Below are 16,816 nucleotides of genomic sequence, written 5' to 3'. Positions count from 1 at the left end.
ATGCGCCAAAGCGGCGGTCACTCCTTGCCGGGGTCGTCCTGCTGTTCCCGCAGCTCGCGCTCGCGGCGGCGCAGGTCGGCCTCCCACTGCTTGAGGTGCTCGGCGTCCTGGTCCGCCTGCTGCTTCTTGAGCGAGGCGAGGAACTCCGGGTTGTCGTCCGGGGCCACCGGGGCGGCGGTCCGGGCCGGGCGCGGCACCCCGCGCTGCTTGCCGACCACCAGCCAGGCGATCGAGCCGACCAGGGGGAAGAGCAGCACGATGATGACCCAGATCACCTTGGGCAGGTACCTGACCTCCTCCTCCGGAGTGGTCAGGCAGTCGATGAACGCCCAGATCCACAGGGCGAGTACGAGCAGTGGCGGCAGGATCCTCAACACGGTGCGTCTCTCCCCGGAAGTGGCGGACGGGGCCCTCTTGGCGTGGCCAGACTAGCCAGTATCGGATACTGGCCCACATGGCATACGACGATCTCCGTTCGTTTCTCCGGGCCCTGGAGCGAGAGGGCGACCTCAAGCGGATCAAGACCGAGGTCGATCCGTACCTGGAGGTCGGTGAGATCGTCGACCGGGTGCAGAAGGCCAAGGGCCCCGCGCTGCTGTTCGAGAACGTCAAGGGCGCCTCGATGCCGCTGGCGATGAACGTCTTCGGCACCGAGCGCCGGCTCTCCAAGGCGCTGGGCCTCAAGGGCCCCGAGGAGATCGCCGACAAGATCGCCGGGCTGCTCAAGCCCGAGCTCCCGCAGGGCTTCACCGGCTTCCGGGACGCCTTCGGCAAGCTGGCCTCGATGGCGCACGTGCCGCCGAAGAACGTGAAGTCCGGCGACGCCCCCGTCCAGGAGGTGGTGCTGACGGGCGATCAGGTCGACCTCGACCAGCTGCCCGCGCTCTTCACCTGGCCGCTGGACGGCGGCTCCTTCTTCAACCTCGGCTTGACCCACACCAAGGACCCGGAGAGCGGCGTCCGCAACCTCGGCCTGTACCGGCTGCAGCGCCACGACAAGCGCACCATCGGCATGCACTGGCAGATCCACAAGGACAGCCGCAACCACTACGCGAAGGCCGCCAAGCGCGGCGAGCGCCTTCCGGTCGCGATCGCCTTCGGCTGCCCGCCGGCCGTGACGTACGCCTCCACCGCGCCGCTGCCCGGGGACATCGACGAGTACCTGTTCGCCGGCTTCGTCTCCGGCAAGCGGATCGAGATGGTGGACTGCAAGACCGTCCCGCTCCAGGTGCCGGCCAACGCCGAGGTGGTGCTGGAGGGCTGGCTGGAGCCCGGCGAGATGCTGCCCGAGGGTCCGTTCGGCGACCACACCGGTTTCTACACCCCGCAGGAGCCGTTCCCGGCGCTCACCATCGACTGCGTGACGATGCGGCGGCGTCCGCTGCTGCAGTCCATCGTGGTCGGCCGGCCGCCGACCGAGGACGGGCCGCTGGGCAAGTTCACCGAGCGGTTCTTCCTGCCGCTGCTCAAGATCATCATCCCGGACATCGTGGACTACAACCTCCCCGAGGCCGGCGGCTTCCACAACTGCGCGATCGTCTCGATCGACAAGAAGTACCCCAAGCACGCCCAGAAGGTGATGCACGCCATCTGGGGCGCCCACATGATGTCGCTGACCAAGCTGATCATCGTGGTGGACGCCGACTGCGACGTGCACGACTACCAGGAGGTCGCCTGGCGAGCCCTGGGCAACGTCGACTACAGCCGCGACCTGTCCGTGGTCGAGGGCCCGGTGGACCACCTGGACCACGCCTCCTACCAGCAGTTCTGGGGCGGCAAGGCGGGCATCGACGCCACCCGCAAGCTCCCCGAGGAGGGCTACACCCGGGACGGCGGCTGGCCCGAGATGGTCAGCTCCGACCCGGCCACCGCCGCCCTGGTCGACCGTCGCTGGAAGGAGTACGGGCTGTGACCTCCGTCGCCGCGGTCCCCCCGAACAAGGTCCGCGCCTTCCTCAACCTGGTCCTGATCGAGCACTCCGTCTTCGCCCTGCCGTTCGCGTACATCGCCGCCTTCACCGCGATGTTCCTTCACGACCGTCGGATGCACTGGGGCGCCCTGCTGCTGGTCACCGTCTGCATGGTCGGTCTGCGCACCTTCGCGATGGCCGCCAACCGGATCATCGACCGCGAGATCGACGCCAGGAACCCGCGCACCGCCAACCGCGAACTGGTCACCGGCGCCGTCTCCCTGCGCACCGCGTACGTCGGCTCCGCGGTGGCCCTGCTGGTCTTCCTCGGCTCGGCGGCCCTGCTCAACCCGCTCTGCCTGGCCCTGGCCCCGGTCGCCGTCGTCCCGATGGTGGTCTACCCCTACGGCAAGCGCTTCACCGACTTCCCGCACGCCATCCTCGGCCTCGCCCAGGCCATGGGCCCGATCGGCGCCTGGCTGGCCGTCACCGGCACCTGGTCCTGGGACGCCGTCGTCCTCGGCCTCGCCGTCGGCATCTGGATCGGCGGCTTCGACCTGATCTTCGCCACCCAGGACGTCACCGCCGACCGCGCCGAGGGCGTCCGCTCCTTCCCGGCCCGCTTCGGCGTCCCGGCCGCCCTCTACGGCGCCCGCACCTGCCACGCCGTCACCCTGGGCCTGCTCGTCTGGTACGCCCTCCTGACCGACGCCGGCCCGGCCTTCTGGGTCGGCCTGGCCGTGGTGGCCGGCGCCTTCGTCTACGAGCACACCATCGTCAAGCCGCACGACCTCTCGAAGCTCAACCGCGCCTTCTTCACCACCAACGGCTTCGTCGGCGTCTCCCTCTTCGTCTTCGCCCTCCTGGACCTGGCCCTGCGAGGCCTCAAGCTCTGACGGTCCGTGAGCAGTGGGGGAGGCGCCTGCGGGTGCCTCCCCTTCTGCTTGCTCAGAGGTCGACCGGGAGCAGTCGCAAGGCGGGACGGGCGGTGCGGAACTCGCGGGCCGGCACGAGCTCATCGCGTCGGTCAGGCTGATGTCGGGTAGGTCTGCATCACTGCCCAGGCGGCGGGCTCAGTCAACGCCGAACCCCCGGGCCATCAGGTCGTCCTGCTCATTCACGGTCACGGTGACCGTCTCACCGGCCTCGACCCGGGCCAGGATCTGGGCGGTCCGCCGGCTGAGTTCCTCTGCCGGGACCTCGCTCGAGATCGCCATGCGGCCAACGCACTACGCCCCCTTCAGGGCCAGCCGGGCGTAGGCACGGACGTCGGCGTCGGAGTCGGCGAGGCGGTCGCGGAGGGCTTCACTCAATGCCGAGGCGTGCGGAGCCGCGGCGCGGACGGCGGATTTGCGGACGTCGGGTTCGGGGTCGGTGAGGAGGGGGAGCAGGGCGTCCAGGGCGGCGGCGGAGCCCAGGGCGGTGGCGGCGGACTTGCGGACCTGCCAGGCGGGGTCGGGGGTGGTGGCGAGGGTGAGGAGGGGTTCGGGGCAGCCGAGGGCGGCGGCGGCCTGGAAGGCGGCGGCGCGGACCAGGGGGTCGGGGTCGGTGGCGAGGGTGGTGAGGGTGGGGACGGCGACCGGGGAGGCGATGGTGCCGAGGCCCTCGGCGGTGGCGACCCGGACCTCGCGGGCGGCGTCGGCGGCGGAGGGGAGCAGGGCCGGGGCGGCGTCGAGGGAGACCAGGCCGTGGACGGCCTGGAGGCGGACCGGGACGGCGGAGTCGGAGAGCGCGGAGGCGTAGAGGGGGAGTTCGCCGGTGTGCAGGGCGCGGGAGAGTTCGAGCACGCCCGCGCGCACCACCGGGTCGGGGGAGGCTGAGTGCGGGAGCAGCGCCGGGCCGAGTGCGGGGGTGAGGACGGGGAGCAGCTCGCGCAGCGCGGCCACGGCGGCGGCCCGCACGGACTCGTCGGCGTCGGCCAGGGTGTGGGCGAGGGCGGCCCCGGTGCCGGCCGAGGGGTGTTCGGTGGTGAGGGCCACGGCGGTGCGGCGGACTTCGGGGGCCGGGTCGCGCAGGTAGGGGAGGAGCTCGGTGAGGGTGGGCTCGTCGAGCTGGAGGAGGGAGCGGAGGACGGGAGAGGAGACGGCGGTCGGAGCGGCGGCGGCAGGGGAGCTGACGGTGGCTCCGGTGCGGCCGACCGCCAGCGGGTGCACCTCGCCGAGCACGGTGACGGGGAGGGCCGGAGGTTCGAGGCCGTCCACCGGGACCAGGTAGGGCGCGACCGGCCGGGTCAGGAACTCCATCGCCCCGGCGTCGTTCTTCCGCAGGTTCAGGTGGCTGAACCAGCGCTCGTCGTCCCGCCCGGGGTGGTCGACCCGGGAGTGGTAGAGGCCCCAGCGGCTCTCGGTGCGGGCCAGCGAGGAGCGGGCGGCCATCTCGGCGCAGTCCCGGATGAAGTCCACCTCCACCGCCCGCATCAGCTCGTGCGGGGTGCGGGCGCCGATCCCGGCCACCTCGCCGCGCATCCGCTCGAAGTGCTCCAGCGCCACCGACAGCCGGGCCCCGGTCTTCGGCGGTGCCACGTAGTCGTTGACGAAGCGCCGGAGCTTGTACTCCACCTGCGGCTGCGGCGGCCCGTCGGGGTTGCGCAGCGGACGGTAGATCAGCTCGTGCGCGGCGGCGATCTGCGAGGCGGGCAACTCGGCCCGGGAAGACGGCAGATGGGCGGCGGCGTGCGAGCCGGCCAGGTCGCCGAAGACGAAGGCGCCGATCATGTAGTTGTGCGGCACGCAGGCCAGGTCCCCCGCCGCGTACAGGCCGGGCACGGTGGTGGCGGCGTTGTCGTCCACCCACACCCCGCTGGCCGAGTGGCCGCCGCAGAGGCCGATCTCGGAGATGTGCATCTCGATGTCGTGGGTGCGGTAGTCGTGGCCGCGCCCGGCGTGGAAGGTGCCCCGGGTGGGGCGTTCGGTGGTGTGCAGGATGCCTTCCAGGGCCTGCACGGTCTCCTCGGGCAGGTGGGTGGTGCGCAGGTAGACCGGGCCCCGGTCGGAGGCCACCTCGGCGGCGAACTCGGCCATCATCTGGCCGGACCAGTAGTCGGAGTCGACGAAGCGCTCGCCGTGCCGGTTCACCTGGTAGCCGCCGAAGGGGTTGGCCACGTAGGCGCAGGCGGGCCCGTTGTAGTCCTTGATCAGCGGGTTGATCTGGAAGCACTCGATCCCGCTCAGCTCGGCCCCCGCGTGGTAGGCCATCGCGTAGCCGTCCCCGGCGTTGGTCGGGTTCTCGTACGTCCCGTACAGGTAGCCGCTGCTGGGCAGCCCGAGCCGCCCGCACGGGCCGGTGGCCAGCACCACCGCGCCCGCCGAGACGGTGACGAACTCCCCGCTGCGGGTGTCGAAGGCGGCCGCGCCGACGGCCCGCCCGCCGGAGGTGAGCACCCGGACCGGCATCACCCGGTTCTCGATGGTGATCCGCTCCCGCATGTGACGCTGCCTCAGCACCCGGTAGAGCACCTTCTTGACGTCCTTGCCCTCCGGCATCGGCAGCACGTACGAGCCGCTGCGGTGCACCTGGCGGACCTGGTAATCGCCGTACTCGTCCTTCTCGAACTTGACCCCGTACCCCTCCAGCCGCCGCACCATGGCGAAGCCCCGGGTGGCGGTCTGCCGGACCGTCCGCTGGTCCACGATGCCGTCGTTGGCCCGGGTGATCTCGGCGACGTAGTCGTCCGGCTCGGCCCGGCCGGGCACCACGGCGTTGTTGACGCCGTCCATGCCCATGGCCAGCGCGCCGGAGTGCCGGACGTGCGCCTTCTCCAGCAGCAGCACCGTGGCGCCGGCCTCGGCGGCGCTGATCGCGGCCATCGAACCGGCGGTGCCGCCGCCGATCACCAGCACGTCGCACTCCAGGCGCCGGGCCTCGGTCAGGGCGGGGATCTGCATGGGGGTCACGGGCCTTTCGGAGCACGGGAGTTCAGGAGAGGGTGGTGAGCAGGTGGTCGCGCAGCTCGGGGCGGGAGGCGCCCGGCCGGGGCACCTCGTGCAGGGCCAGCAGCCGGCCGCCGCCGAGCACCGCGACCCGGTCGCCGAGCAGCAGCGCCTCGTCGACGTCGTGGGTGACGAAGACCACCGTGCAGCCCTCCTTCTCCCGGACGGTGAGCAGGAGTTGCTGCATGGCGTGCCGGTTCTGCGCGTCCAGCGCGCCGAACGGCTCGTCCATCAGCAGGGCCTTCGGTGAGCCCGCCAACGCCCGGGCCAGCTGCACCCGTTGCCGCTGCCCGCCGGACAACTGCCGTGGCAGCCGGTCCTGGTGGTCGGCCAGGCCGACCCGGTCCAGCCAGCCGAGCGCCGGGGCCCGCCGCTCGGAGCGGCGCGACCCGGCGATGGCGAGCGGGAGTTCGACGTTGCGCCGGGCGGTGCGCCAGGGCAGCAGGCCGTCCTCCTGGAAGACCAGGGCGCGCTCGGCGGACGGGCCGCGCAGTGGCTCGCCGTCGGCCAGCAGCTCGCCGCCGGTGGGCGGCAGCAGGCCGGCCAGCGCGCGCAGCAGGGTGGACTTGCCGCAGCCGGAGGCGCCCAGCACGGTGAGCAGTTCGCCGGGGGCGACCTCCAGGTCCAGGCCCTCGATCACCGGGTGTCCGGGGTGGCCGAGGGAGAGCCCCCGGGCGGTCAGTCGCAGGCTCATCCGGCACCTCCGGGGCGCGGTGGCAGCCAGGCGGTCAGCCGGCGGCCGAGCAGCTCGACCGCGCCGGAGGTGAGCCAGCCGAGCAGGCCGATGGTGGCGATCCCGACGAACACGCCGGGGTAGTCCAGCACGGTGTACGCCTGCCAGGTGCGGTAGCCGACGCCGAACTGACCGGAGATCATCTCGGCCGAGATCACGCAGATCCAGGAGACCCCGAGGCCGACCGAGAGCCCGCCGACCACCCCGGGCAGGGCGGCCGGCAGCACCACGCTCCACAGCACCCGCCCGCGCCCGCCACCCATGGTGCGGACGGCCTCCTCCCAGAGCGGCGGCACGGCCCGCACCGCGTGCCGGGTGGCCACCGTGACGGGGAAGAACGCGGCGGCGAAGGTGATCGCCACGATGCCCTGCTCGTTCTCGGGGAAGAGCATGATGGCGACGGGCACCAGCGCGATCGCCGGCACCGGCCGGATCACCTCCAGCACCGGGCCGAGCAGGTCGGCGGCCCAGCGCGAGCGGGCGGTGAGCACCCCGGCGGCGACGCCGAGCAGCCCGGCCAGCAGGAAGCCGGTGCCGATCCGGCGCAGGCTCTCCGCCAGGTCCTGCCAGTACTCCTCGGTGCCCAGCCGCAGGCCGAAGGCCTGCCAGACCTGGACCGCCGTCGGCAAGTGGTCGAAGCGCACCCAGAGCCGGACCTGCCGCGCCGTCAGCAGCTGCCAGAGCCCGACCGCGCCGAGCAGCGCGGCCAGCCGCACCAGGCGCCGGGTCATGAGGCGGCCAGGGCTTCCCGGTAGGAGAGCTGCTGCGCCCCGGGGTGCGCGGCCAGGTACGCCTTCGCGCCGTCCTCGGTGGTGAACGGCAGCAGCTTCTCACCGTCCCGGACCCAGAGGTCGTGGTCGGCGAACCAGCGGGTGCCGGTGGCGGTGTCCGGCAGGTAGGCGGCCCGGACCTTCTTCCCGCCGGCCTCGGCGGCCTTCACGGCCTTCAGCAGGCAGCCCGGGTCGGCGGCCGGCCGGGTGGCGTCCTCGCCCTCCAGCCAGAGTTCGCCGGCCGTCGCCGGATCGGTGACCGGCCGGCCGCAGAGCTGGTCGGCGCCGGTGATCCGGGCCGGGGCGACGGCGGGCAGCGCGGCCTTCGCCAGGTACGACGGGTCCAGGAAGGCGTCCAGGTCCAGTGCCTTGAGCACGCCGACCGACTTCAGGAAGGGCACGTCCTCGCGCAGCGCGGTGAGCAGCTCGGGGCGCAGCTCGGTGCCGAAGGTGGCGATGCCGTTCGGGCCGTTGTAGAGGTGCACCACCTCGGCGGGCAGGCCGGTGGCCTCGGCCACCTTCCGACTGGCGGCCAGCGGCTGCTCGTTGAGGTACTTCGTCGCGTCCTGCTGGGCGTTCAGGAAGGCGTTCACCACCTCGGGCTTGTCGGCTCCGAACTTCTGCCGGATCACCACCCCGTGCAGGGTGGGCTTCGCCAGCGCGGCGCCGTCGTACAGCAGCCGGCCGTCCCCGGCGAAGACCACCGCACCGGGCCAGGCGACGAACTGGGCCAGCGCGTCCACGCCGCCCGCCTTGAGCGCGGAGGCGCCGACGGCGGGCTGCTGGTTCTGCTTCTGGATGCCGTCGTCCGGCACTCCGGCCTTGCGCAGCGCCTGCACCAGGGTGCCGTCGGCGGCCGAGCCGACCGAGGTGGAGACCTTCCTGCCCTTCAGGTCGGCCAGCGTGTGCGCGGGCGAATCCTTGGGCACCACCACGGAGTTGAGGGCGCCGAGCAGGTTGTAGCCGGTCACCGAGACCAGCCGGGTGCCGGGGCCGCCGGCCTCCTGGGCCCGGGAGCCGTTGATCAGCAGCGGGTAGTCGCCCATCGAGCCGATGTCGGTCTTGTCGGCCAGCATCTGCGCGGTGATCGGCGCGCCGGAGTCGTAGTCCTGCCAACTGACCTTGTACGTGCGGCCGTTCTGCTTCCCCAGCCCGGCGAGGCGCTGCTCGAAGTACCCCTGGGCGCGCAGCAGGGTGCCCGCCGTGACGGTGTTGATGGTCTTGGACTGGTAGCCCACCACCACGGTGACGGTGGCGCCGTCCCCGGCCGCCCCGGCGGAGGAGCAGGCGGTGGCGGCGGTCAGCGTGGCGGCGGCCAGCAGGGCGCCGGTGCGTGCTCTCATGGTCTGGCGTTCCTCAACTATCGCAGCAGATAAGGCATGTTGACGGTGACCGCGCCGGTGGGGCAGCGGGCGGCGCAGGGGCCGCAGTACCAGCACTCGTCCACGTGCATGTAGGCCTTGCCGTTCTCCTGGTCGATGGCCAGCGAGTCCAGCGGGCACATCTCCACGCAGAGCGTGCAGCCCTCGATGCAGAGCGAGGCGTCGATGGTCACGGGCACGTCGGAGCGGTGGTCGGCGAGTGCCATGGGAGTGCCTCTCGGAGAGGTGGGTGTCAGGGGAGGTCGCGCAGGAGCTGCCCGCGCATGGTGAGCCGGTCGCCGCGGAAGCGGACGTACTCCAGGTCGACGGGGCGGCCGTCGGCCAGCGTGGTCAGCCGCTCCAGCATCAACAGGGCGGCGCCGCGCGGGACTTCGAGCACGGTGGCGGAGTGCGGGTCGGCGTTGACCGCCTCCAGGGTGATGTCCGCCCGGCCGAGCGGTTGGCCGGCCACCTCCTCGATCAGGTGGAAGATGTCCCGCCCGGCCAGGTCGGCGGCGTCCAGCCCGGCGCCAATGTCCGGCGCCAGGTAGGTGAGGTCGAGGGAGAGCGGCAGCCCGTTCAGCCGCCGCAGCCGTTCCACGTAGACCACCTCGGCGCCGTCCGGCAGCCCGAACCGGCGGGCCACCGGGCCGGGGGCCCGGACCGGGCCGAACGCCCGTACCTCGTTGACCACTTCGCCGTGCTCGTGCAGGGTCTCGGCCAGGCCCTCCAGCCGGTTCAGGCCGTGCGGCACCTTCTCCGCCACCACGAGGGTCCCGGAGCCCGGCACCCGGCGGATCAGGCCCTCTTCGCGGAGCAGGTCCAGCGCCTCCCGGACGGTGTTCCGGGACGCCCCGAACTCCTCGGCCAGCCGGTCCTCGTGCGGCAGCGAGCGGGCCGCCTCCCGGCCGTCCAGCACCTGGCGGCGCAGCACGTCGGCCACCTGCCGGGCGCGGTCGGCGCGCAGCCGCCGGGCCGTCGGCCGGGTGCCGTTCTCGCTGGTCATCGTGGTGCTCCGGGGGGAGGGGGTCGGTTCGCCAGAACCATAGGGCCGTACCGGCGGGTTTTTCGTTGCGGCGGCATTACGCCACCTGACGGTCCGTCTCCACCCCTGTGACCTGCGGCGATTCCGGTACGGCGGGTCGTCCTGCCACCCAGGTGCCGTGTCGGGACGGGCCGTCCGGCGGCCGCGCGGGATGCTGGGAGCACCCGTGTCCGAGCCTTGGGAGCGCATGATGATCGGCAAACTGCAGTGCGTGGTGCTGGACTGTCACTACCCGGCCGGGCTGGCCCACTTCTACGCCGAGCTGCTCGGCGGCGAGCTGGACCGGCCGGACCCGCGCTGGTCGCTGGACGAGGAGTGGGCCACCGTGCACGTGCCCGGCGGGATGGTGCTCGGGTTCCAGCGGGTGGAGGACTACCGCCCGCCGATGTGGCCGGACCCGGCCCACCCCCAGCAGCTGCACCTGGACGTCGAGGTGGAGGACCTGGACGTGGCCGAGGAGAGGGTGCTGGCGCTCGGCGCGGTCCGCAAGGACGTGGAGACCGGCTGGCGGGTCTACGTGGATCCGGCGGGGCACCCGTTCTGTCTGGTGCGGGCGCACTGATCGTTCGGGTGTTCCCCGCGCACGGCCCGCTGCACGGCGCGTTCTGCGCGGCGCGCGCCGGTCGAATTCTCGCGGGCGCCTCCTGCTGCGAGCGCTGTGGCCGGCGTGGCCGGCCGGGTGGCGGACGCCTCGTGAGGTGCGCGGTCTCGCTCCCGCGCCGCGACACCGCCCGGTGCGGGAGGTGTGGACGGCCGGTGGCGGAGCTGTGACGGCCGGTCGGAGTTCGACGTTCCGTGGACGCGCCCGGCGCGGGCCGCCTAGAACGGAGGGCGTCCAGCGGAGGCCCGGTCAGTTCCGGTGCGGGCCACCGCCGTTGACGCCCGCACCGAACCGCACCGGCCCCGGACACCCGGCGGCCGGTGCCGAGCGGCGTCCGAGCAGAGAGACCACCCATGCCCATATCCGCTGTACTGCGCCGCCCTGCCGCGGGCCTGACGGCACTGCTGCTGACCGTCCCGCTGGCCGGCGCGGTCACCCTGGCCGCCGCCTCCACCGCGCAGGCGGTCACCGGCACCGGCTACCTGTACGTGGCCAACTCCGGCACCGACGACGTCTCCGTGGTGGACGCCGCCACCGGCACGGTCACCGCCACCGTCTCGGTCGGCGACGCCCCGCGCGGGGTGGCCGCCGCCCCGGACGGCGGCCGGGTCTACGTCGCCGACAGCGGCTCGGACGCGGTCTCGGTGATCTCCACGGCGAGCAACACCGTGACGGCCACCGTCCCGGTCGGCGACGGCCCCAACGGACTGGCCGTCAGCCCCGACGGCTCCCGGGTCTACGTGACCGACTTCAACGCCAACACCGTCTCGGTGATCTCCACCGCGAGCAACGCGGTGACCGCCACCGTCCCGGTCGGCTCCCAGCCGTTCAACCTGGCGGTCACGCCGGACGGCTCCCGGGTCTACGTGGCCGACTCCGACTCCAACACCGTCTCGGTGATCTCCACCGCGAGCAACACGGTGACCGCCACCATCCCGGTGGCCCAGTTCCCGGAGGCCGTCGCGGTCAGCCCCGACGGCTCCGCGGTCTACGTCGGCGGCTACAGCAGTGCCACCCTGAGCACCATCGACACCGCCACCAACACCGTGGTCTCGGCCCTGCCGGTCGGCGCCGGCACCAACGCGGCGGCGGTCTCCCCGGACGGCGCCAGCCTCTACCTCGGCAGCTTCAACGCCGCCGCCAACCTGACCGTGGTGGACCTCCTCACCCAGACCGTCAGCGGCAGCCTGGCGGCCGGCAAGGTGCGCGGCCTCGCGCTCGACCCGAGCGGTGCCACCCTCTACGCCACCGACTTCCCGGGCGACCGGGTCTCCGTGGTGGACACCGCCACCCGCACCCTGACCGCCGTGGTCCCGGTCGGCACCGACCCGTACGGCCTGGCCTTCGTCCGGGCCCAGGCCCCGGCGCCCGCCCCCGTGGTCTCGGGCATCGCCCCGGCCGGCGGCCCGGCCGCCGGCGGCACCGTGGTCACCGTCGACGGCTCCGGCCTGTCCGGCGCCACCTCCGTCAAGTTCGGTGCCACGGAGGCCACTTCGTTCAGCGTCGCGGCCGACAACCGGCTCACCGCGGTCGCCCCGGCGGGCAGCGGCACCGTCGACGTCACCGTCACCACCCCGGCCGGCACCAGCGCCACCGGGTCGGCCGACCGCTTCACCTACACCGTGGTCACCGACCCCGGGACCCCGCACACCACCGCGCTGAGCGCCGCACCCACCCTGTTCTCGGTCGGCGCGGGCGGCCTGACCGTCGGCCTGACGCTCTCCGCCACCCTGACCGACACCACCACCCACACCCCGGCGGCCGGACAGACCGTCAGGTTCTCGGTCGGCGCCGGCACGGTCTGCACCGCCGTCACCAACGCGCACGGCACCGCCACCTGCAGCGGCCTCGTCCCGCTGCTCACCGTGCTCCTCTCCGGCGGCTACCAGGCCACCTTCGCGGGCACCCCCACCCTCAAGCCCTCCTCCGCCCGGGCCGGCCTGATCCGCCTCGGCTGACCCCGAGCGTCGTGAGCCGCGCGGGGGCTGACGGAAACTCCGTTGGCCCCCGCGCCTTCGCGCATTAGTGTCATTTCACATGGCACAGCCGCGCGGCCCGCTACCGCTCTTCCTGACCGTCGGTCTGCTCGCCGCCGCCGCCCGCTACCTGCTCACCCTCGCGCTGGCGGTCTGGGTGCAACAGGCCACCGGCTCGGCCGGCGCGGCCGGGCTCACCACGATGTTCGTGACCGCCGGCGGCGGCCAGCAGCGGCAGCACCAGCGCGGCGCGGGTGCTGGCCACCGCGCTGGGCCTGGCCACTGCCCGCTCCCGCCCACTGGCCGCCACCGCCTGGGCGGTGGCGGACCGGCCGGCCCCGGTCAGTCCTGGAGGCTGAGCCGGTCGCCGATCCGCAGGCGGCCCGGGTGGGCCACGGTGGCCAGGGAGTCGAGGCGGCCGTCGTGCACCTGGGTGATGGTCTTCAGGATCTCCGGGGCGTGCGGCAGACCGGGCTGGGCGGTACCGGACATGACGCACCGTTCGCTGGAGCGGACGAAGGCCAGCACCAGCCCCGTGGGCGCGGCTGCGGTGCGGCCGAACCAGCCGTCCTCGGCGAACGGGGCGGTGCCCGGCGGGGTGCGGAGCAGCACGTTCGGCCGGAACCGGCGCTCGTCCAGCGCCGTCAGCGGCAGCTCGGCGCGCAGCCAGTCCAGGGTGGCGGTGGTCAGCACGCTGACCGGCAGCTGGTCGAAGTGCGAGACGGTGTCCTCCCGGGCCAGCGCCACGTCCTCGCGCTGGAGGTAGGCCCGGAGGAAGGCGTCCGGATCGGCGACCGGCTTGCCCAGCGGATCGAGCAGCTCGGGCGCGGTCAGCCGGGTGCCGAGCCGCGAGCCCAGCCGGAGCAGCCCGTCCATCCGGCGGAACCTCCGGGTCGACTTCCCGGACCCGAGCTTCCCGCTCGCGTCCCGTACGGCGTACAGCCGGTCCCCGGCCAGCCCGCGCTCGTCCACCTCCACGGAGTCGAGCCGCTCGCCCCCGGTCGACTTGACCGGGTAGCGCCACAGCCGCTCGATCACGCCGATGATCTCTGCCATGACGAGAGCGTAGCGGCGGCACCGGAAGTTGGTCTAGACCATGACAGGTGGCCGGGCCGTGCCCCGTTCGGTGCGGTCCGTTTGCCGGGGCCCGCTCAGCCCAGGCGGGCGACTGCCCGGACGGGGGCGCCGTCGGCGGCGGTGAGGCGGATCGGGAAGAAGGAGACCGCCACCGGGCGGCCTGCCCGGTGGGCCTCCAGCAGGGGGGTGAGGTCGGTCAGGTTCTCGCAGAGCACCGCGCCGCCGGGGGCGCCGAGCAGGGCCCGGTGGGCGGCCAGCGAACCGGGCTCCGGGGTCGGGTCGTGCTTGTCGGCGAGGGCGTCCAGCAGGGCCGCCACCGCCGGGTCGGCCGGGGCCGGCTCCGGGGTGAGGTCGATGCTCAGCGCGTCCACCCCGACCGAGCGGATCCCGGCCGCGACCACCGCCTCGGCGGCCTCCGGGGTGAGGTAGGGGTGGGCGAGGTAGTGGTCGGTGCCCCAGTGCCGGGCCCAGCCGGTGACCAGCAGCAGCACGCTCCCCGCCGTCACCTCGGCCAGCGCCGGGGCCAGCTGATCCGCCGTCACCCCGCTGCGCGGCTCCAGCCCGCGCAGGTCGGCCGGCACCGCCGGGCCGGTGAACAGCGCCAGCGGCAGCCCGTCCAGCGTCGGCCAGGTGACGTCCACGTGGTACGGCGCGTCCACGTGCGTGCCGGACTGCGAACCGAGGTGCAGCGCCAGCACGTTGACCCCGTCGGCGGCCGTGGTCAGCGCGGGCCGCACCACCACCTCCGGGTCCCCGGGGTAGACCGGCATCCCGGTGGTGACCGGATGGGTCAGGTCGATCAGCGTCGCCGTCATGCCCACCATCCTGGCCCATGGGCCCGCCGGGAGGACGCTGCCGACCCTTGCCCGGCGATCGGGGGGTCGGTAGGTTACCGGGCGAGCCGGACGGGGGTGCGAGCCCCGGAGGGTCAGTCAACATCCTTGCGTGGAGCGGTGGTTCGGATACACCGTAGCGAGCTCCAACCCTCCCGGCCGCCCGCCCGGCACGCGGTGCGCTCCAGTCGAGTCACGGGGCGGTGCCTCCGCCGCCCGGAGGGACGTCCGGTGAAGACCGAAGCCACCACCCTGCGGGTCAGCTGCACCGGGGCCCGCAGCGGCGAGGGCCCCGTCACCTGGGGCCAGTACGCGATCTGGCACGCGCTCCAGGCGCTGCGCCCCGGCGACCACGCCTACAACGTCCCGGTGGACGGCCCCGTCTCCCCGCCGCTTCCGTTGGAGACGGTCCGTCAGGCCCTCGGCGGCCTGCTCTACGTCCACGACGCCCTCCGCACCCGGGTGGTGGAGGCCCCCGGCGGTGAGCTGCGCCAGCAGCTGGACGGCGAGGGCGGTGCCACGCTGTACCTGAGACCGGGCACGGCGGAGACCGCCGCGGAGCTCGGCGCGGCGCTGCGGCAGGAGCTGTGGGGCCGGGCCTTCGACTACGCGGGCGAGTGGCAGGCCCGGTTCGGCGTGGTGGTGGAGGACGGGCTGGTGCACCACCTGGCCGCCGTCTTCTCGCACACCGCCGCCGATGCCTGGGGCCTGCCCCGGCTGATGGAGGACCTGGTCGCGCTCTCCACCGGCGCGGGCCGCGAGCAGGTCAGGGAGGCCTCGGCCGCCGAGCTCCAACCGTTGGAGCAGGCCGCCGAACAGCGCTCCGCCCGCGGCCGGCGACTGGACGCGGCTGCCCGCCGGCACTGGCGCGCGGCCACCGCCGGGGCCCGCGCCCCCAAGATCCCGACTCCGCTGGATCCAACCCCCGTCACCCCGCCCTACCGCCGCGCCCACCTGCTCTCCCCGGCCCTGCCGCAGGCCCTGGCCCGGCTCTGCCCGGCCGTCCGGGCCACCCCGCCCACCGTGCTGCTCGCCGCCACCGCGCTCACCATGGCCGAGTGGGCCGGCACCGGCCGCTGCGGGCTCCAACTGATGGTCAACAACCGGTTCCACAACGGTCTGGCCCGCGCCACCGGCCCGCTCGCGATGGAGGGCTACCTCGCCATCGACACCGAGGGCGCCGACTTCGCCGAACTCCTCGGCCGCACCAAGCGCGCCTCGCTGGCCACCTACCGCAGCGCCTACTACGACAAGAGCGCGCTGGAGGCCGAACTCGCCCCGTACGCCGAGGATCCGGGCGTGGTCTTCGAGCGCTCCTGCTGGTACAACGACCAGCGCGTCGCCCCGCTCCCCGCCCCCGACCCGACCTGGACCCCGGAGGCCGCCCCCGCAGCCACCCTCGACTGGCAGCCCGCCACCGACCACGGAGGCAGGGTCAGCTACGTCCTGCACATGGCCGACCAGCCCGGCGGACTGGAGATCGCCATGACCGCCGACTCCCGCCTGTTCACCCCGCCCGAGGTGGAGCGGCTGCTCCGCGGAATCGAACGGACGGTCCTCGACAAGGCCGCCGCGCTGCCGCCCTCCTGACGTACCCTCACCTCACACGAACGGATGTGCGGTGGGGGAGACGTGGGAATGACGGCTGAGCCGACACGGCGGGAGCGGGCCGCCCGGGGCCTCTTCGCGGGGGCGGTCCTGTTGCTGGTGGCCGGGGCGCTCGGCCTGCTGGTCGGAGGGATGGACGGCCTGCCGGGTGTCCTGCGGGCCGTCAACCAGCCGCTCGCCGCCCTGCTGGCCAGCACGGCCGCCTTCTTGGCGGCACTCGCACTGGGAGCGGGGACCACGCGCCCGCCGCAGGAGGCCGCCTCCCCGGTCCCGGACGGACCGGCCCGCGACGGCGGACCGCTCGTGGAGGCCGGGTAGCCCGAACGCCGGACGCGGCCGCCCCGGGGCTGATGGGATGGCGGGCATGTCCACTCACGGCACCGACTCCTACCGCGACGAGACCGAACTGCCCCCGCTGGTCCGGCGGGCACTGTCCGCCGCGCGGGCGCACGGCTTCGGCAACTCCTGCCGCCCCGAGCAGGGGCGGCTGCTGCACGCGCTGGCCGCCGGGGCGGCCGGGCGGATCACCGAGACCGGGACGGGGTGCGGGGTCGGGCTGGCCTGGCTGGCGAGCGCGGCCCGGCCCGGGGTCGAGCTGCTGAGCGTGGAGCGGGACGCCGGGCGGGCCGAGCTGGCGGCGGAGGTGTTCGCCGAGCTCCCGAACGTCCGGGTGGTGCACGGGGACTGGACCGAGGTCTACCGCCACGCCCCGTCCGACCTGCTGGTGCTGGACGGCGGCGGCAACGGCAAGCAGACCGAACCGGCCGACCCGGAGCGGCTGCTGACGGTCGGTGGGGTCCTGGTGGTCGACGACTTCACACCGAGCGCCGAGTGGCCGCCCCGCCACCAGGGCGAACCGGACACCGCCCGGCTGCACTGGCTGGGCCACCCGGCCCTGCGCGCGGTGGACCTCCGGCTGGCCCCCGACCTGAGCACGGTGGTCGCCACCCGGGTCCCGCCCGCGTAGGAGTGGC

18 protein-coding genes are annotated in these 16,816 nt (G+C 73.8%); 7 read left to right on the top strand and 11 right to left on the bottom strand.

The window, feature by feature from the left end; genetic code table 11:
* Positions 1-17: 17 nt before the first annotated feature.
* Positions 18-377 (bottom strand): PLD nuclease N-terminal domain-containing protein, encoded by a 360-nt coding sequence (locus ACZ6ZR_RS15235; RefSeq protein ID WP_465642568.1) that lies wholly within the window; start codon positions 375-377, stop codon positions 18-20.
* A gap of 77 nt (positions 378-454) precedes the next feature.
* On the opposite strand from ACZ6ZR_RS15235, the gene ACZ6ZR_RS15230 reads away from it, so the two are divergent.
* The gene (locus tag ACZ6ZR_RS15230; RefSeq protein WP_465642567.1) at positions 455-1,912 is read left to right on the top strand and encodes a menaquinone biosynthesis decarboxylase; all 1,458 of its coding nucleotides are present in this window, start codon (positions 455-457) and stop codon (positions 1,910-1,912) included.
* Positions 1,909-2,805 (top strand): menaquinone biosynthesis prenyltransferase MqnP, encoded by an 897-nt coding sequence (mqnP, locus tag ACZ6ZR_RS15225; RefSeq protein WP_465642566.1) that lies wholly within the window; start codon positions 1,909-1,911, stop codon positions 2,803-2,805. The genes ACZ6ZR_RS15230 and mqnP overlap by 4 nt, the downstream gene beginning before the upstream one ends.
* A gap of 177 nt (positions 2,806-2,982) precedes the next feature.
* On the opposite strand, the gene ACZ6ZR_RS15220 is transcribed toward mqnP, so the two are convergent.
* From ACZ6ZR_RS15220 to ACZ6ZR_RS15190, 7 genes are read right to left on the bottom strand one after another with little or no spacing between them, the layout of a single operon-like run.
* Complete coding sequence (locus ACZ6ZR_RS15220; protein ID WP_465642565.1) at positions 2,983-3,126, bottom strand: type II toxin-antitoxin system prevent-host-death family antitoxin; 144 nt, start codon at positions 3,124-3,126, stop codon at positions 2,983-2,985.
* A 12-nt stretch (positions 3,127-3,138) separates the two neighbouring features.
* The gene (locus ACZ6ZR_RS15215) at positions 3,139-5,793 is read right to left on the bottom strand and encodes a fumarate reductase/succinate dehydrogenase flavoprotein subunit (protein ID WP_465642564.1); all 2,655 of its coding nucleotides are present in this window, start codon (positions 5,791-5,793) and stop codon (positions 3,139-3,141) included.
* Positions 5,794-5,824: 31 nt separating this feature from the next.
* Complete coding sequence (locus tag ACZ6ZR_RS15210; protein ID WP_465642563.1) at positions 5,825-6,532, bottom strand: ABC transporter ATP-binding protein; 708 nt, start codon at positions 6,530-6,532, stop codon at positions 5,825-5,827.
* Complete coding sequence (locus ACZ6ZR_RS15205) at positions 6,529-7,302, bottom strand: ABC transporter permease (protein ID WP_465642562.1); 774 nt, start codon at positions 7,300-7,302, stop codon at positions 6,529-6,531. The genes ACZ6ZR_RS15210 and ACZ6ZR_RS15205 overlap by 4 nt, the downstream gene beginning before the upstream one ends.
* Positions 7,299-8,684, bottom strand: a complete 1,386-nt coding sequence (locus ACZ6ZR_RS15200; protein ID WP_465642561.1) for an ABC transporter substrate-binding protein — start codon at positions 8,682-8,684, stop codon at positions 7,299-7,301. The genes ACZ6ZR_RS15205 and ACZ6ZR_RS15200 overlap by 4 nt, the downstream gene beginning before the upstream one ends.
* A 17-nt stretch (positions 8,685-8,701) precedes the next feature.
* Positions 8,702-8,929 carry a 4Fe-4S dicluster domain-containing protein gene (locus ACZ6ZR_RS15195; protein ID WP_345278921.1) on the bottom strand — a complete coding sequence of 76 codons (228 nt, stop codon included), beginning with the start codon at positions 8,927-8,929 and terminating at the stop codon, positions 8,702-8,704.
* A gap of 26 nt (positions 8,930-8,955) precedes the next feature.
* Positions 8,956-9,708, bottom strand: coding sequence for a GntR family transcriptional regulator (locus ACZ6ZR_RS15190; protein WP_465642560.1), 753 nt, complete (start codon positions 9,706-9,708; stop codon positions 8,956-8,958).
* A gap of 229 nt (positions 9,709-9,937) precedes the next feature.
* Between ACZ6ZR_RS15190 and ACZ6ZR_RS15185 the strand changes: the two genes are divergently transcribed.
* Together ACZ6ZR_RS15185 and ACZ6ZR_RS15180 are read left to right on the top strand one after the other, a co-directional pair.
* Positions 9,938-10,309 (top strand): VOC family protein, encoded by a 372-nt coding sequence (locus tag ACZ6ZR_RS15185; protein WP_465642641.1) that lies wholly within the window; start codon positions 9,938-9,940, stop codon positions 10,307-10,309.
* Positions 10,310-10,701: 392 nt separating this feature from the next.
* Entirely contained in the window at positions 10,702-12,306 is a 1,605-nt protein-coding gene (locus tag ACZ6ZR_RS15180; protein ID WP_465642559.1) for a YVTN family beta-propeller repeat protein, read from the top strand.
* Between the two features lie 100 nt (positions 12,307-12,406).
* On the opposite strand, the gene ACZ6ZR_RS15175 is transcribed toward ACZ6ZR_RS15180, so the two are convergent.
* The 3 genes from ACZ6ZR_RS15175 to ACZ6ZR_RS15165 all read right to left on the bottom strand — a co-directional run bounded on the left by ACZ6ZR_RS15175 (position 12,407) and on the right by ACZ6ZR_RS15165 (position 14,216).
* Complete coding sequence (locus ACZ6ZR_RS15175; protein WP_465642558.1) at positions 12,407-12,589, bottom strand: hypothetical protein; 183 nt, start codon at positions 12,587-12,589, stop codon at positions 12,407-12,409.
* 77 nt (positions 12,590-12,666) lie between these two features.
* The gene (locus tag ACZ6ZR_RS15170; protein WP_465642557.1) at positions 12,667-13,380 is read right to left on the bottom strand and encodes an MOSC domain-containing protein; all 714 of its coding nucleotides are present in this window, start codon (positions 13,378-13,380) and stop codon (positions 12,667-12,669) included.
* Positions 13,381-13,475: 95 nt separating this feature from the next.
* Positions 13,476-14,216 (bottom strand): cyclase family protein, encoded by a 741-nt coding sequence (locus tag ACZ6ZR_RS15165; protein ID WP_465642556.1) that lies wholly within the window; start codon positions 14,214-14,216, stop codon positions 13,476-13,478.
* A gap of 249 nt (positions 14,217-14,465) precedes the next feature.
* On the opposite strand from ACZ6ZR_RS15165, the gene ACZ6ZR_RS15160 reads away from it, so the two are divergent.
* The 3 genes from ACZ6ZR_RS15160 to ACZ6ZR_RS15150 are packed head-to-tail and all read left to right on the top strand — an operon-like array spanning position 14,466 to position 16,809.
* Positions 14,466-15,824 carry a condensation domain-containing protein gene (locus ACZ6ZR_RS15160; protein WP_465642555.1) on the top strand — a complete coding sequence of 453 codons (1,359 nt, stop codon included), beginning with the start codon at positions 14,466-14,468 and terminating at the stop codon, positions 15,822-15,824.
* Between the two features lie 48 nt (positions 15,825-15,872).
* The gene (locus ACZ6ZR_RS15155) at positions 15,873-16,160 is read left to right on the top strand and encodes a hypothetical protein (protein ID WP_465642554.1); all 288 of its coding nucleotides are present in this window, start codon (positions 15,873-15,875) and stop codon (positions 16,158-16,160) included.
* A gap of 46 nt (positions 16,161-16,206) precedes the next feature.
* Entirely contained in the window at positions 16,207-16,809 is a 603-nt protein-coding gene (locus ACZ6ZR_RS15150) for an O-methyltransferase (RefSeq protein WP_465642553.1), read from the top strand.
* Positions 16,810-16,816 lie beyond the last annotated feature (7 nt).

This window comes from Kitasatospora sp. NPDC088742 (genome assembly GCF_055584905.1).
This window is presented reverse-complemented; position numbering and strand designations above follow the sequence as displayed.